The sequence below is a fragment of the Roseiconus lacunae genome (assembly GCF_008312935.1).
Lineage (GTDB): Bacteria > Planctomycetota > Planctomycetia > Pirellulales > Pirellulaceae > Stieleria > Stieleria lacunae.
The window spans coordinates 113813-131045 of sequence record NZ_VSZO01000001.1; the positions used below are offsets into that span (position 1 = coordinate 113813).

The 17233-nt window shown below is 55.0% G+C and carries 9 protein-coding genes; all 9 read left to right on the plus strand.

From position 1 onward, the window contains the following. Window positions 1-28: 28 nt before the first annotated feature. The gene (locus FYC48_RS00390) at window positions 29-2860 is read left to right on the plus strand and encodes a PSD1 and planctomycete cytochrome C domain-containing protein (RefSeq protein WP_235034004.1); all 2832 of its coding nucleotides are present in this window, start codon (window positions 29-31) and stop codon (window positions 2858-2860) included. 64 nt (window positions 2861-2924) lie between these two features. Continuing rightward, window positions 2925-4427, plus strand: coding sequence for a DUF1501 domain-containing protein (locus FYC48_RS00395; RefSeq protein ID WP_149494735.1), 1503 nt, complete (start codon window positions 2925-2927; stop codon window positions 4425-4427). Between the two features lie 242 nt (window positions 4428-4669). Then, window positions 4670-6442 carry an arylsulfatase gene (locus FYC48_RS00400; RefSeq protein WP_149494736.1) on the plus strand — a complete coding sequence of 591 codons (1773 nt, stop codon included), beginning with the start codon at window positions 4670-4672 and terminating at the stop codon, window positions 6440-6442. A gap of 398 nt (window positions 6443-6840) precedes the next feature. Beyond that, window positions 6841-8730 (plus strand): PAS domain-containing sensor histidine kinase, encoded by a 1890-nt coding sequence (locus tag FYC48_RS00405; RefSeq protein ID WP_149494737.1) that lies wholly within the window; start codon window positions 6841-6843, stop codon window positions 8728-8730. After that, complete coding sequence (locus FYC48_RS00410) at window positions 8727-9131, plus strand: ANTAR domain-containing response regulator (protein ID WP_149494738.1); 405 nt, start codon at window positions 8727-8729, stop codon at window positions 9129-9131. Before FYC48_RS00405 ends, FYC48_RS00410 begins: the two co-directional genes overlap by 4 nt. Window positions 9132-9215: 84 nt before the next feature. Then, window positions 9216-10592, plus strand: coding sequence for a sigma-54-dependent transcriptional regulator (locus FYC48_RS00415; RefSeq protein ID WP_230627366.1), 1377 nt, complete (start codon window positions 9216-9218; stop codon window positions 10590-10592). An 858-nt stretch (window positions 10593-11450) separates the two neighbouring features. Further along, window positions 11451-12563, plus strand: a complete 1113-nt coding sequence (locus FYC48_RS00420) for an alkene reductase (RefSeq protein ID WP_149494739.1) — start codon at window positions 11451-11453, stop codon at window positions 12561-12563. A gap of 621 nt (window positions 12564-13184) precedes the next feature. Next, the gene (locus FYC48_RS00425; RefSeq protein WP_160149247.1) at window positions 13185-13778 is read left to right on the plus strand and encodes an RNA polymerase sigma factor; all 594 of its coding nucleotides are present in this window, start codon (window positions 13185-13187) and stop codon (window positions 13776-13778) included. Window positions 13779-14042: 264 nt separating this feature from the next. Beyond that, entirely contained in the window at window positions 14043-17111 is a 3069-nt protein-coding gene (locus tag FYC48_RS00430; protein WP_149494741.1) for a serine/threonine-protein kinase, read from the plus strand. The last annotated feature ends 122 nt before the right edge of the window (window positions 17112-17233 follow it).

Below are 17233 nucleotides of genomic sequence, written 5' to 3' on the forward strand. Positions count from 1 at the left end.
CACTCATCTTCGAAACCGATTCAGTTCTATGCACTTCAAACGTAGTTGGCTTGCCACGACGGTCGTACTTGGCTTTGCGATGGGGCAAGTCGTCGACCAGAGCCTAGGAAGAGAAACCGTTGATCCGAAAACGGTTTCGGCGCCCGTGGATTTCGACGAGCATGTCCTGCCGATCTTGGAGGATCGTTGCCTGTATTGTCACGGCGAAGACGAGCAAGAGTCCGGTCTTCGGCTCGATCGACGCGCCTTCATGATCAAAGGAGGTGACTCGGGTTTGGCCGCGGTTGTCCCCGGAAAACCCTCGAATAGCTACTTGATCGATGTGATCAAGCATCTTGATCCCGATGTCAAGATGCCACCGGACGACGACAAACTGCCGGCCGAAGAAATTGAAGTCCTGCAGCGTTGGGTGGAGCAAGGTGCGACTTGGCCTGACCAAATGGACGATGTGATCGAAGACTCTGTGGACCTGTGGTCGTTCCAACCGGTGAAGCGTCCTACGGTGCCAGCCGTTGACGCGACGAATTCGGTAGACGTCCAAAGCGCTGTTCACCCGATTGATGCGTTTCTGCGAGAGAAACTTTTCAATCACAACTTGACGATGTCGGATCGCGCCGACCCACGGATCTTACTGCGAAGACTTTCAATCATATTGACCGGATTGCCACCGACCGCGGAAGAGATCGAAGCCTACTTGGTCGCAGAAGCAAAGGATCCAGAACGAGCGTATGCCGACGCCGTCGACCGCTTGCTGAAGTCGCCACACTTCGGAGAACGCTGGGCGCAACATTGGTTGGACGTCATCCGGTGGGCTGAAACGAATGGTTCAGAAGCCAATCTGTATCGCAAAAACGCCTGGGTGTACCGTGACTACGTCATCCGATCGTTCAACGAAGACAAACCCTACGATCAGTTTCTGCGCGAGCAAATTGCCGGTGATTCCGTCGGTGTCGGAGAAGCGATGGGATTCCTTGTCGCCGGGCCTCACGTACCGGCGGCAACGGTCGGGCGTGAACCCAGCGCGATTCGCCAAGCGCGTGCCGATCGGCTAGATGAAGTGATACAAACTGTCGGCGCGTCAGTCATGGGTGTGACGATGGGCTGTGCCCGATGTCACAATCACAAATTCGACCCGATCTCGATTCATGATTACTACTCGATGACCGCCGTATTCGAAGATATCGAATTCGGTAGCCGGCATCCCGAATACTCACCAGAACACCCCGTCCGTCAGCGAGGCGCGGAGATTTGGAAGTCGATCGCCGAACGTCGTAAAGAGCTTCGCGCCACCGGCGGTTGGGAAGAAGACTGGGGCGCTTATCGGGAGCTTCACTTCAATCCCGTTACAACGACCGCAATCCGCCTTCGATTCAAAATGAAGAACCTGTTCGTTGACGAGATTGAGGTGTTGGGCAACGAAGGACTGCACGACAACCTTGCACTGGCCAGTCGTGGCACCAAGGTGTCTGGATTTCCAGAGAAAGGCTTTCAATCGAGAAACCCCATCAATCGTGTCAACGACGGCGAGTACGGCACCATGATTTGGAGAGCCAAGGTCGAAAAGGGTGACGAACAACCTTGGGTTCAATTTGATTTTTCGAAACCAGAAACGATCAATCGATTGCGATTGAGCAACAACCGTGAGTACTTTTACGAAACGGATTATCTGACGCGAAAACCGCATCTTCCTCGCTACGAATACGACGTCGACATACGGACCGAGGATGGCCAGTGGCAGCCTTGGGTGGGCACCTGGGTGGTCAATAAGAAACTGAACCAAGAACATCCGGAGCGGCGAAAGCTCACCAAGGAGATCCAAGGACTGATCGAACAGCTTGCCGAAGAAGGCCCGCGCCCTAGTTTTGTCGGACGATTGATCGAACCGGCTCCGACGCATGTGCTGCTTCGCGGTAGCCCCGAAAGCCCTCGTGATGAAGTCGCTGCGAGCGGCCCGAAAGCTCTCGCCGGTGACTTGCAACTAACGTTCGATGATCCTGGCCCGAAACGTCGCCGAGCGTTCGCTGACTGGATCGCCAGCCCTGACAACCCATTGACGGCCCGCGTGATGGTCAACCGAATCTGGCACCATATTTTCGGTAGCGGGTTGGTCACAACGACCAGTGACTTTGGGAATGCGGGCGCCAGGCCAACTCATCCGGAATTGCTCGATTGGCTGGCGGCAGAATTCGTCGCGCCGACAAAATCTGGGTCCGAACCAAAATCCTGGTCGGTCAAACATGTGGTGCGTCTGTTGGTGACGTCGGATGCATTCCGTCAGTCGAGCCACCCCCGCGAAGAAGCGATCGCGATCGACGGCGGAGCCCAGTGGTTGTGGCGTTTTCCACCCAAGCGTGTCGAAGCGGAAGTGATCCGTGACACGATTTTGCAGGCGTCCGGGACTTTGGACCGAACGCTCGGTGGGCGCAGCTACCGGATCCACAATGTAAAGGAGACGTACGCCCAATGGGAAGTCGTCGACAACTATGGGGCAGAGACTTGGCGTCGGATGATTTACCAGGAACGAATGCGTCGTGTCGACGACCAAATGTTTACCGCGTTTGACTTTCCAGATTGTGGACAAGTCCGCGCGAAACGTCCGGTTTCGACCACGCCACTTCAGGCGTTAAATCTGATGAACAGTGATTTCGTAATCGATCAATCAAAACGGATCGCCGATCGAGCGACTTCAGAAGTCGGTGATGCCCCCGCCGAGATCGTCAATCGTTGTTTTCAGTTGTTGCTCGGTCGCAATGCCTCCGCCGCGGAGCAACAGAACTGTAAGGAATTGTTGAAGTCCGGAGATGTACCGCTGCTTTGCCGAGCGATCATCAATTCGAACGAATTCGCGTTTTTGCAGTAACGCGAATAGACATCTCAGCCCGGCCTCCCACTCGTACAAAGCTCCCATCGTAAAAACGACAATCATGACCAACCCCGAACGACTTTCACCACACGGACGCCACCTGCTCGATCGCCGCGGATTCCTGGCGACCGCCGGACTCTCCGCTGCCGGCCTTGGGCTTGCGAGTCTCTTAGCCAACGATGGATTGTTGGCGGAGGAATCGCGAACGGTCAGTGGTAGCGCACCGATTCGTCCCGAAATCGATCCCAATCAACCCTATGCCGCTCGAACGCCTCATTTCGACGCGCCGGCGAAACAGGTGTTGGTCATCTACCTTCCCGGTGCGGTCAGCCATGTCGACACGTTCGACTACAAGCCGGCCCTCGTCAAGCTTCATGGACAGAAGCCGCCGGGACTTCCTGCGGTGACGTTTGAAGGCCCCAGCGGGAACATTGCCAAACCCTTCTGGGACTTCAAGCCGCGTGGTGAGTCCGGAAAGATGGTGTCTGACTTGCTTCCGAACTTGGCCGAACAAGTCGACGACTTTTGCTTTTTACACTCGTTGACGACCGACACCAGCGCGCATCCGCAAGGCGAAAACTTCATGAATACTGGGTTCACCATGGAAGGCTTTCCGTCGTTCGGTGCCTGGGTGACCTACGCGCTCGGAACAGAAAACCAAGAATTGCCAGCCTTCGTCGCAATCAATGATCCCCGGGGATTGGCGCGCAGCGGTAAAAACAACTTCGGAAACGGATTCCTGCCAGCCGCATTCCAGGGCACTGACTTCAATGCCAAACACCCTCCCAACAACCTTCGTCGCCCCGAGCAACTGAGCGGCGATGCTGATCGCCAAACGGTGGAATTGCTTCAGCGATTGAACGCATCACACTTGGAACGCTACCCCGGAGATGCCAATCTTGCCGGGCGGATCGCCAGCTATGAACTTGCCGGGCGGATGCAAACGTCTGTCCCAGATGTGATGGACCTCTCAGGAGAAACTGCCGCGACACTGTCGGCCTATGGTGTCGACCAGGGCAGCGAGTTGCGTCGGGAGTACGCTAAGAACTGTCTTCTCGCCCGTCGTCTGATCGAAAAGGGCGTCCGCGTCGTCCAGCTATTCAACGGCAGTGATCCGTCGGGTGGCAACGGCATCACGAACTGGGACTCACACTCCGACATTTTCAAAACCCATGCGATGCAAGCGGAGATCATGGACCAGCCGACCGCGGCCCTGATCGCGGACATGAAGCAACGTGGTTTACTGGATAACACATTGGTTGTTTGGGCGACCGAGTTCGGTCGTATGCCATTCTTGCAAGCCAACGGGACGGGGCGGGATCACAACCCCGATGCGTTTACCTGCTTTCTGGCCGGTGCGGGGGTCAAAAAAGGGTTCAGCTATGGCGAAAGCGACGAGTTCGGTTTTAAGGCTTCCGTCGACAAGTTAAGTGTCTACGATTTCAACGCGACATTGCTGCACCTGATGGGCCTCGATCACGAACGATTGACCTTCTATCACAACGGGCTGGAACGCCGTCTAACAAACGTACACGGTCACGTCGTTCACGAAGTCCTGGCGTGAGCGGTCCTGGCATAAGCAGGGCATTGGCATGAAACGCACTGCCGGATGCTGGGCAGCGTCTTCGATTCGATCGCTTATGAATATGGCCGCGGACGTCGTGAGAACTTCCGCGGAAATACGGAAGTTGCAGCAATACTGAAGTCCGCAGGTGAGGTTGCTATAGTACTCACGTCGTCGATCATTGACTGTCGACGCGTTTGCTCCCCCTTCCCCGCCAACTTCGTCAGTCGACGCGCAGAATCATGCCCCACCGCCGAATCCTGTCGTTTTCATTCGCGTTAGCGTTCATTGGACTGCTGTATTTTGATACCAGTTCTTTAATTGCGGCGCGCCCCAATGTGATCGTGATCATGAGCGATGATCAGGGTGGCGGCGACTATGGCTTCCTTGGCAACGAAGTGATTCGGACACCGGAACTCGATGCGATGGCCGGTCAAAGTGGGGTGCTCAGCCAATTCTATGTTAGCCCCGTGTGTGCCCCGACACGAGCCAGTTTGATGACGGGCCGCTATAACTATCGGACGCGTTGTATCGACACTTATGTCGGGCGAGCGATGATGGATCCGAATGAAGTCACGATCGCCGAATCTCTACGCGATGCCGGCTATCGAACTGGCATCTATGGCAAATGGCATTTGGGTGACAACTACCCAATGCGACCGATGGATCAAGGTTTTCAAGATAGCTTGATTCACCGCGGTGGCGGGATCGGCCAACCGTCCGACCCGATCGGTGCGGAGGGTAAGTACACCAACCCGACACTGTTTAAGAACGGTATCGAAACACCGATGCAAGGTTACTGCACGGATCTGTATTTCGACGCGGCGATCGAACTGATCGAAGAATCGGTTGCCGATGGCGAGAACTTTTTTACCTACATTGCAACCAACGCACCGCATGGACCGTTTCACGATGTTCCCGAAGAATTGTATCAAGAATATCTCGAAGTTGATTTTTCACCGATCTTAGTCAACCAGCCTAACCCTCGCCGCTTGAAATCCGAAATGGACAAATTGGCAAGAATCGCGGCTATGATTACCAACATCGATCAGAACGTCGGCAAGCTTTTCAGAAAACTGGATGCGTTGCAGGTTCGTGAGAATACGATCGTCGTGTACCTTAATGACAACGGTCCCAACACGATGCGTTATGTCGGCGACATGCGTGGTATGAAATCTAATGTCGACGACGGCGGAATCCGCTCACCTTTAATTTTTCATTGGCCGGCGAAGGTCTCTGAAATGACGACGAGCGATTCTTTGTGCGCGCATATTGATTTAATGCCGACGTTGCTCGACGCTTGCGATGTCGCAGTTCCAGACGACCGAACGATTGACGGTCGTAGTTTCCTGCCGTTGCTGACCGGCGAACAAGATCACTTGCCGGATCGCCAAGTCGTGCTGCAATCCCACCGAGGTAATGTTCCACAAAAGTTTCATCACTTTGCGTTGCACTCACCCCCATGGAAACTCGTCCATCCGAGCGGCTTTGGCAAAGAAACCTTCGAGGGTGAGCCGCGACTGGAACTGTATAACCTGAGCCAAGATCCTCAACAACAAAACAACCTCGCCGCTCGAAAGCCCGAGGTTGTCGAACGCTTGAAACGTGATTACGAAGCGTGGTTCGATGACGTCAGCTCGACTCGCCCTGAAAACTACGCCCCACCACGAATCGTGATTGGGACTGACCATGAAAGAGAGACTGTGTTAACGCGTCAGGATTGGCGTCACGCTCAGGGGCGACCGTGGGGAAAAGACTCCAATGGGTTTTGGCTGTTAGAAGCCCCGCAAGCAGGTCGTTACTCCGTCGAGGTAATCGTGCATCGTGGGCAACCGGCGGCCAAGGCGACGATCAAGGCCGGCCCGGCGACGGGCGAAGTTAGCATTGCCGCCGACCAGCGCCGTGGGCATCTGACGACCATGGAACTGCCGAAAGGAAAATTCAAGCTCAGTGTCGATGTGGTCCTCGGAGAGGCGACGGTTGGCCCACACCAAGTCGTCTTGACGCGGCAATAATCGCGAAGTCGTCAATCTTCGCCCCATGTGGGAAGAAAGATGCCCGGCATCGGCTTGCATGAGAAGTCGTCAATCGCGCCTACCATTGCCTCATGTCAGGTGAGCCATGAGGCAATGGTAGGAAACGACGGGAGAACGGAGTCACTGTGATCATATTACCGCTCCGTTCGAATAGCTCAACTTCCAATCTCTCAAGAAAAGGCGCTTATCCGCCGCGCAAGATTCGCACCAACGCAACCGGTTAGGGAATGAGTTTCGCAGTCGCGCAGCGGAACCGGTATTAGAGCTTGTACACTTCCCAATTGGGGTATGATGACTAACGTTCATGCTTCAGACTGCGGGTTCCAAAGTCTTATGATGCCCCACTCCTTGTTAGTCCATCCCCATGGTGCTGATCGATGTCAGCTGACGAAATGCGACGGCCAGATGGAGAGCACTCAAGCGATGTTGTTTTAAAGAACAAGCGACTTGTTGATTCATACGGCCACGATGTCTTGCTTCAAGCAATCTTTGAAAACGTCCCCGAATGCGTGAAAGTGTTCGATCCAGATGGAAACTTTCTGGTGATGAACCGTGCGGGGCTTGAGATGATCGAAGTCGATTCGTTCGAGGAGGTTCAAGGGACCCCCGCCAAATATTGCGTAGCACCGGAATATCGCCCGGCACTTGAAGCGCTTCTAAAACGTGTGATGAAGGGAGAATGTGGGTCGGTCCATTATGAGATACTAGGAAAGAAAGGGGGGCGACGCAGTGCCGACACGAGAGCGCTGCCACTCTCTGATGCGTCGGGTGAAATCACTGGGATCCTTGCAATCACCCGCGACACAACGATCGAACAAGATGCTGAGAAAGCAATCCAAGCTAGCCTAGCACGGCTGCGTCGAATGGTAGAAGAGCTCCCCGTCAGTGCGATTTGCATCGAAGGCGAGAGAGTCTTCTTCAATCGAGCGGCCGAGAAATTGCTTGGCTATTCGGCGACGTCTGTCACAACCGTCCAACAGTGCTTCGACAGTTTGTTCCGTGATCGTGCGCCAAAGATGCGTGGCATGTTCGAGTCGGCTCGGAATGAAAGGACAACCGTAAGCAAGGAACTCGAACTTGTTTGTAAGGACGGTAACAAGAAGATTGTCGAAATCGCGGTCTACAACGATGCCCACGGCGAGGTTTGGGTAATCCACGATGTCACCGAACGGAAGCGTGCCGAAGAGGCGGTTCGCCAGCGTGAACGTCAACTGTCAACGCTTCTTAGTAACCTCCCCGGTGCCGCCTATCGGTGTAAGAACGATCGCAACTGGACATTGGAGTTTATCAGCGAAGGCTGCCGTGCTATCACCGGATACTCGCCCGCGGAGCTCATCGCGAACACGCCTTCGATTGGAACGATCCTCGCGTCGGGAGAAGAAGAACGAGTATGGGAAGAAGTTCAATCCAGCATAGAGAAGCTGCAATCATTTCAATTGGTTTATCGCATCCGGCATCGCGACGGTAGCGAACACTCGATCTGGGAAAAAGGACGAGGGGTATATGACGCCGACGGCAATATCGAAGCGATCGAAGGCTTCATGACCGACATCACCGAGATGGAGCGGATGAAGCAAGAGCTACTGCAAAGCGAACGGCTCGCGGCGATGGGGCGAATGTTTTCGGTGCTTGCCCATGAGAGCCGAAACGCCCTGCAGCGGATTCAGTCGGGAGTGGAAATGCTGAAATTTGAATTCGACGAAGCTTCCGAATCGTACGAAGACCTCCGTCGCATTGCCGGCGCTCGTGAAGACCTTCAGCGGCTATACAATGAGATGCGGTCCTTTGCCGGACCGATGAATCTGCAACGTTCGGACTGTGACTTATCCGAGATCTGGAAGAAAGCATGGATGCATCTTGAGCCACTTTGGCATCCTCGTGAGGTCGTATTAAACGATTGCGATTCCGAAGTCGACTCGGTTCTCAACGTTGATGCGTTTCGGATCGAACAAGTATTTCGCAACCTGTTTGAAAACGCCCTCGGTGCCTGCCCCGATCCCGTCAAATTAGACATGACCTGTCGTGAATCACAAATTGAGGGTCGCCCGGCAATCGGTGTCGTGCTTCGGGATAACGGACCGGGAATAACAGACGAACAGAAGAGTAAGATCTTTGAGCCTTTCTATACGACAAAGCACAACGGCACCGGACTAGGCATGGCAATTGCTAAGCGAATCGTTGAAGCTCACCAGGGAACGATTGAGGTTCGTGATCCCGAAGGCGGTGGAGCGGAGTTTGTGTTGACGATTCCTCGGATCTTGCTGTGACAAAGCCTTTACGAATTTTAATTGCCGACGACGAGCCAGAGATTCGAGATTTTTTCCGACGTTTTTTGCCACGGTTAGGACATCAGGTTGTCGGCGAGGCAGGAGATGGGCAACAATTAGTCAATCTTTGGAGGTCGGTGCTCCCCGATTTGGTGATCACCGATTTGGCGATGCCGTTGCTGGATGGTAGTTCAGCGGTCGCCCAGATCGGTGATGAATTCCCAGCCCCCGTGATTATTGTTTCCTCGCACGACCCTCCCAGTGCCCCCGTTCATCGATTGATCGTTTCCCAGTTGGTCAAACCGGTCGAGCGTGAGGCGATCGAGGAGGCAATCGAAAAAGCGATTTTGCTGACCAAGACGCAGGGAAATGAGAGCCCGTCCGATCAGTCCGAAACGTAAGGTTAGTCGTCTGGACGTGAACGTCATCGACGGCTCAGTGCGTCTCCAGGCGATCCGATCATCAATACTTTGGAGCGGTCCACCGTGACTGATTTAGCTGTCGATCTGTCGATCGCCCTCGTCGATGACGACAACGATTTCCGTTCGATGACGGCTCGAACGTTGCGAAAATTTGGCTACACGGTCACGGATTTCGAATCGGGCGAAACAGCGATCAGCGCGTTTGAGAAAACCAGCTTTGATGTCGCGGTGATAGACCTTTCGATGCCTGGCATGTCCGGACTGGACGTCTTACGCCAGATCTGTGAACGGTCCCCGGAAACAGAAACGGTGATGCTGACGGGCGACGCGACCGTCCGGACCGCTGTCGATGCGATGAAGCTCGGCGCACACGATTACCTTAGCAAGCCGATCGAGATGGACGAACTGCGCGTCGTCATCGATAAAGCGTATCAACAGAGCCAACTGCGGAAAGAAAACGAGCGTCTGCGCGTCGCCCTCGAACGGACTCGCCCTAATTTTGAGATGATCGGACGATCCTCTGGAATGCAGGAGGTATTGAGACTGATCGATCGCGCCGGGCCGACCGACAAGCCGATTTTGATTCAAGGTGAAAGCGGTACGGGAAAAGAATTGGTCGCACACGCATTGCACCAGGCCAGTCAAGTTGCCGACAAACCGATGGTCGTGATCAACTGTGCCGCACTCCCCGAAAACCTACTTGAAAGCGAACTCTTTGGCCACGAAAAAGGCGCCTTCACGGGCGCGACAAATGCCAAGCCAGGCCTATTCGAAGTTGCCGACGGTGGCACCCTGTTTGTCGATGAAATCGGCGAGTTGGCACCCTCACTGCAAGCGAAATTCTTGCGAGTTCTTGAGGACGGAACACTGCGACGACTTGGTTCGACCAAAGAAAGGAAAGTCAAAGTTAGGATTATCAGTGCCACCAATCGCGATATGGAACGCGAAGTCAATGAGGGGCGATTCCGGGAAGATCTGTACTACCGCATCGACGTATTAACGCTGCGTTTACCACCGCTTCGAGAACGCGACGATGACGTCAGCCAACTAGCCAGTTTTTTCGCCGGTGAGGACTGGGAAATCGAACCGGAAGCGATGCAAGCCATACGGCAATACAGTTGGCCCGGCAACATTCGGCAACTGATCAACGCGATCGAAAGGGCTCGCATTCTTGCCGACCAAGAAGTCATTCAACTGCGCAATCTTCCCGATCCGGTGGCACACTGTGCCGATGCACCGCAGGTTCGACTTGATGGCCCCGATGCGATCGAAGGCGACGACTTGAATTCAATCCAGAAAGCGCACATTGCTGAGTTGATGACCCGTGAACAGGGTAACAAGGCACGTGTCGCTCGACGGCTTGGGGTAAGCCGACGAACCCTCTATCGGTTGCTTGACAAATATGATTTGCCGACCCAGGTGACGCCCCCGTCGAAATGAACTCGCGGATGTCACTGACCGATGCTGGTGTCTCCCGAGCGCGCGGTTCTGGCAAAGCATGCCAACGTTCGGCGCATCGTTTGTTCACACTCGATGAGTGTCCGCCCTTCGATTCACGCATTCCGGCAAGTTTTCGCGATTGGTACCAAAGTTGCATCTTGGCGACGCATCACGGTTCATTGAACGTGGTGGGCTGCCGGTCAACGCATAGCCGGTCACACGGTGTAAACCATGAAACCCGCCACGGCGACGCTTCACCCGACGATGGGACATGTGGGGCAACTGTTTCGCAGAGGGTGGAGCGTCATGAATCGTTTTTTGTTCGCTTCTCACGCAGTCGCATGGGCCTAGTGCTCCGTTCCATTTGAAACTACGGAATACAGTCATCAGCCGACCGGCGTTCGCCCCGGTTGAGGCACTGAAACCGTGGCCAACGCCATGGGGCTAATCCAAAAATCGAATTGGAATGAAGCACTCGTAGCGTCCACTATCGCCATAGAAAATTGCTGATCTCGATGCCGGGGCCATTCACTCGGGGCAACAAGTCCCGGCATCGAGGTTGGCGACAGCAACTTGATTTTCATCTCAGTCTGAACTTTGACACTGGCTTTGCCGCGTCGTGGAAACCTCTAACGGAGAAGTTTTTTGATCGCTTGAAAGATGTCGCTTGATTCGCAGTAACACTAGTCGAACTCCTTGTCACCTGTTTTCAAAACGGGCAATCAAGCACTGTCTTAGCAACTCGTCAGTTTCGGTCTCGCACGTTCGGGATGGTTTGACGAGAGCTGCATCCCGTGTGCACCATCGCCAGTGGTTTATTGCTCGTTGAACAGCTCTTTGCACCTCAACGAGATCATCATGAGCAACCCAATTCCTAATCTGCTCCTGTCCCCACTTGACCTTGGTAGCCTAACGCTGCCCAACCGCATTGTCATGGCACCGCTGACGCGGGCTCGTGCTGGCGAACGACGCGTTCCGAACGACTTGATGGCCGAGTACTACGCCCAACGTGCGTCGGCCGGGCTGATCATTACCGAAGCCACCGTCGTTTCCCGGCAAGGGATCGGCTGGGCCAACACGCCCGGGATTTACAGCGATGAAATGACCGCCGGCTGGAAGGCTGTCGTGGACGCCATTCACAATGAAGGCGGACGCGTATTCTTGCAACTCTGGCATACCGGTCGTGCCTCCCACTCCGACTTTCATGGTGGGGAACTTCCTGTTGCTCCATCGGCAATCGCAATCGAAGGCGATGGCATCCACACGCCTTCTGGAAAGAAAGCCTACGAGACTCCGCGAGCGCTCGAACTTAATGAACTCGTCGGTGTTGTCTCTAGCTACAAACGTGCCGCCGAAAATGCCCGAACTGCCGGATTCGATGGCGTAGAAATTCACTCAGCCAATGGTTATCTGCTCGATCAGTTCCTTCAATCGAAAACGAATCATCGAACTGATAGCTATGGCGGTAGTGTCGAAAACCGTTATCGTCTGCTCGGCGAAGTGGTCGATGCGGTGACGTCGGTTTGGCCTGCCAATCGCGTCGGCATTCGCATCGCACCGAACGGATCGTTCAACGACATGGGATCACCCGACTACCGGGAACAGTTCCTTTACACCGCCCGTCGTCTGGATCAATACGGACTGGCATACCTTCACGTGATGGATGGAACGGGGTTTGGCTTTCACAATCTCGGACCGGCGATGACACTTCGAGATTTTCGCAACGTCTTCTCAGGGCCACTCATGGGAAACGTGGAATACACGCGTGAATCAGCCGACGCCGCTATTACCAACGAGAATGCTGATTTGATCGCGTTCGGACGGCCCTACATCAGCAACCCTGATTTGGTCGAACGCTTCGAAAATGGTTGGCCGCTTGCGGAACCTGCGGACATGAGCTTGTGGTACTCGTCTGGGGCACATGGCTATACCGACTTTCCGCCCTACCGAGAGACCGCCGTGCAAGCATAGCGCCGTAGCGGAAGTCGCCGAGGCTTTCGGCCGGCATCACGCCCGGGGGTGTCTTAAGCGGTTGATGGATCATCACCGAAGCGCTCGGCGGTTTGTCGATTCAATCAGCCGCAATCGCGATAGCGTGCGGTTCTTCAGCGCTAATCTGGGCCGGTGCACGTCGGCTGATTGTTGAGTCGCTCAATTCGGTTAAATCAACAAGCCGTCGGCGCGTTGCGCTACGGAGTACGCGGGATGACTGACAGGAATTGTCAGTCGATTCGTTTAGCGGGGGGGCGTCCGCAAGAAGAAAGATTGCCTAGAAAGTTCGTTTTGGTGGCGGACGACGCGGGCGAACATTGCTCCACATCTTTACACCTGCCTTTTACAGCATTTTTCGCCGGGCACGGATCGTGATGGGGCAGCTTTACTCGAGAGTAGAGCTTTCGCGGGCGTGTCCGGCGATTTGTCTTTTGCAATGGCGATGCGAGCCAATCGGCTGGTCGTCGACGTGGCGGGCGCAAATTTCAGTAAAAAGTCGTTCACCGAGAGAAAATTGGCGGGTGGTTTGCTTGAGGCAATCACAATGAAAGGTATCGTCTTTCACTGGCGTCAATCATTCGCTGACTCGCGGTGACCATCGTGGATACAGGGCTAAACTCTGCCGACTCATCACCAACGGACCGATCACTTGTGGTCGCCGTCCGTGATGGTGATGAGCAGGCCGCGTCGCTACTGTACGAACGTTACGCGAGGCGAGTTTTCGGGTTGGTCCGGTCGCAGCTAGGGGCAAAGCTGGGGAAGGTGACCGAGCCTGAGGACATTGTTCAATCGGTCTTTAAGAGCGTTTTTCGCGGCATGCAGTCGGGCAATTACGATGCACCGCCCGGATCGACGCTCTGGAATCTGCTAGCGGTGATCGCGGTCCGCAAACTAACCAATCAAGCGAATCATCATACACGGAAGCGGCGAGACGTCAGTCGCAACGTCTCACTCGGTGCGGCTGAAGAAAACCTGGCCGGTGCAATCGACCAAGCCTCCATCGAATTCTTGGGGATCTGCATTCGTGAATCGCTTGAGCAGCTTCGTTCGGTTGATCGCGATATTTTGACATTGCGAATCGCCGGCCATAGCGTGGAGGAGATCCACCGTAAAGTCGGGCGTAGCCGCCGGACGATTGAGCGCAGTTTGCAGCGAAGTCGTGAAGTGCTTGCCGGATTGCTTCTGTCCGAGTAGCGAGTCGCTTTCTAAGCGAGCCGCCAGCTTGGCGGGGACCGCAGAACACCCTTTCGGATGCCCGCCTGTGGTCCGAAGGCGGGGACTGGTGTGCGTGTGGTTTCTTGGAACACTGTTCCATTGAAATCTGCGGTCAATCGTATCGATTTTGCAAAAAAACATGGCGGGCAGGTCTGCGGATCGATGCTCCTCCGATCAAAGGACGTCAGAGTCCGAATTTCACCATTCGGGCCGGATACACTCGAAATTGATTAGGTTCATTGGATGATTGATCGAAGCACCTTCGACCGGCTCGATGAAGCAATCGACGAGTTCGAAGCGTCGTGGTCATGTGACGCGAAGGCTTCTTCTATCGAATCGCTTCTTGAGCGTCACGGTCTTGCCAGCGACCAGTCCGCGATCGCCGAATTAATCCGCATTGATATTGAGTTGCGATATGAAAGCGGCCAGCCTTTGGAGCTGACCCAGTATTTAGATCGCTTCGAAATTTTGCATGACCGACCGGATTGCATCGCCGGGATCGCATTTGAGGACTACCGCGCGCGATCGGCGCTTGGCTATGCGATCTCGCACGCGCGTTGGAAAGACCTTCCTGGGGTGCGTCGCGAGTCTTGGTATCAGGATCTTGCCAAGGCTTCTCGTCGTCGGCAGACGCAAGAGCGGATCGCAGAGTTGCGATCGGATCCTAGCGAGGACGCGGGATTTCAAGTCGAGCTCGCCGCGGTCGGATTTCAGCTCGTTCAGCCGATCGGTAGCGGTGCGTTCAGTCACGTTTTCTTGGCAAACCAGCTCGAGCTCGCCGATCGCTTCGTTGTTCTGAAAATTGTCAACGAAACGTTGGCCGAACCGGAGCGGATGGCAACGTTACAGCACACCAATATCGTTCCGATCTATTCGAGCCATCGGGTGCTTTCGCGAACCGTGATTTGCATGCCCTATGCCGGCAGCGTCACCTTGGCCGATTTTCTCAATGGCCGACCAGGGGTCGCCGAGCGAAGCGGAGAAAGCTTGATCGGAACGGTGGAGGCACGAATCGAAGACACGAAGGTGATGGTCAACGATGCTTCCACGCACGAGGCAATACTGGAGGCCCCGTCACGCATTCCCGCGGCCGACGACCACGCCGTATTGCGGCCTCTCGAACGATTCAAGCGACTCGATTGTGACGCGCTCGCCGTTTCGATTTTTTCACGACTGGCCGCCGCGCTGTCACACGCTCATGTTCGAGGTCTACTTCACAACGACCTCAAGCCCAGCAACGTACTGATTCGCAACGACGGTGAGCCGGCGCTGTTGGATTTCAACTTGGCCCAATCGATGGGGCAACCGAGTCCACGGCGGGTCGGTGGGACGTTGCCATACATGTCGCCTGAAATGCTGCGGGCATTGCTTGGCGCCCCGGAGCAAACGGAACCGACGTCAGATCTGTATTCACTCGGCGTGATGCTTTTCGAATTCACCACCGGGCGTCTTCCGTATCCGGCTGCCAAATCGATTGCCGAGATTGATCTCGCCCCGGCTCTTGCTGCGCGTCAGGAATCACCAGCTTGGTCACCCGATGACAGCGTCAGTCCCGGGTTAAGGGCGATCATTAATCATTGCCTTCAGTTTGAACCTGAGCATCGTTACCAAACGGCCGATCAGCTGCAGGCCGATCTGTTGCGAGAACAGGACCATCGATCGATCATTCATGCCGACGAACCACTTCGCTGGAAGTTAAAGAAGTGGAATCGGCGGCACCCTCGATTCGTATCGGCGAGTGTGGTTGCCACTCTCTTGTTGGCTCTGTTGATTCCGATCGCCACAGGATTGTTACACAGCACACGCGAAGTCCGACGGTTGGATGCCCAGCAGCGTTGGACCAATTTTTCGCAGGGGTCCAGTGACTACCTTGCCGCGATGATGGCGGACCCCGGTCGGCATGAGCCACGGCAAGTCGATCGCGGTTTCCAGTTGATCGAAGAATTTGGCGTTTCCGACGTCGATCAGGCCGCGCGAATGCTTGACGCCCTATCGGAAGACCGGGCATCGCAAGCGGAGGAGGGGCTGTTTATTCACGTCGTTCATCTGGGGATCCTGGAGCACGCTCGGCTCTGGGAGCAAAAGGAGACGAAGTCGCTTGACGGTGATTCTGTCCGTCGATTCAAACGCTTGGTGGAGCTCGCGAGTTTTCTTGATAAAGAGCAGGACTCCAAGGCGCGAATGCATCTGCAGGCGCAATTCGCTCGGTTGCAAGGCGACGCGGAGCGGCACGTCGCACTTGAGAGCGACGCCGATTCTGCATCGATGGAATCGGATGTCGAAACGTATCTGGAGGCAGTTCGATTGCTTTCGGTCGGTGATTATCGAACGTCGAGCGAATTGTTAGAGTCGCTCGCCGATCGGGGAACCGTGCCGTCGGCGTTACGTTGGACGATGCTGGGGCGATCGCAATTCCAAGAAGACCGTTTTGATCAAGCGAAGTTGTCGTTCACTCAGTCGATCGAACGGGCGCCGCTTTCACCGGCTCTGCGTGTCTTGCGTGGGCGTTGTCATCAAAAGCTGGGGCAACGGTTTGCCGCAGAACAGGACTTTCGCCGGGCGACCGAACTCTCTCCTAAGCGAGCGGCCCCCTGGTATTACCTCGGCTACATTCAACGTTCCAAAGGTGAATACGAAGCGTCTTTGCAAAGCTTCCAAAAGGCGGCCGAGCTTGCTCCCGATCGCATCCACCTGGCCTTGCAAGTCGGACGCGCATTTCAACTGCTCGAGCAAGACGCCGACGCCGAGCGTTGGATGCAAAAAGCGTTCACGATGAAGTGCGCCGATTCGGAGAATTATTATCATCGTGCTCTCGCACGACTTAAACGCAAGCAGTACGACTTGGCGACAGAAGATTTAAGCGCGGCGACTCGTTTAAGCCCCGACAGCGCCCACCTGCTGCTTGAGCTCGCTTGGGCTCAGGCCACACACCTTCATCGCTACGACGAAGCGATTGAGAACTACAAGATGATCTTGGAGGTTCGGCCTTACGATGAAAATACGTTAATCAGCTTGGCCCTCGCTTATTTAAGGCAGGGAAAAATCAGCTTGGCCCTTGGTTACACCCAAGAGGCGATGGAAGAACCGAATTCGCCAAGAACGATCTACCAGGCGGCCTGCGTTCATGCCGTTGTCGGACGTTCATCAAACCGGCTGCGCGCGACAACGCTACTGGCCGAATCAATCCGCAACGGTTACCACGCCAACGCGATTGATACCGACGAAGACCTTGATTCCATCCGTGACACCGATGAATTCCGGGCGATCAAGAAATTCCTCGATACATCCAATCAACGAAAGCGACGTCTTTAGCTGGACCATGCCGGTATCAACGAGGGCACCGTGGACTATCGGTGAAATCTGCCCGCGGCGAGCGTCTTCGAAACACGATCGATTCAGTCACCCGACGCCCCACACCCCACAACTTGTTTCGC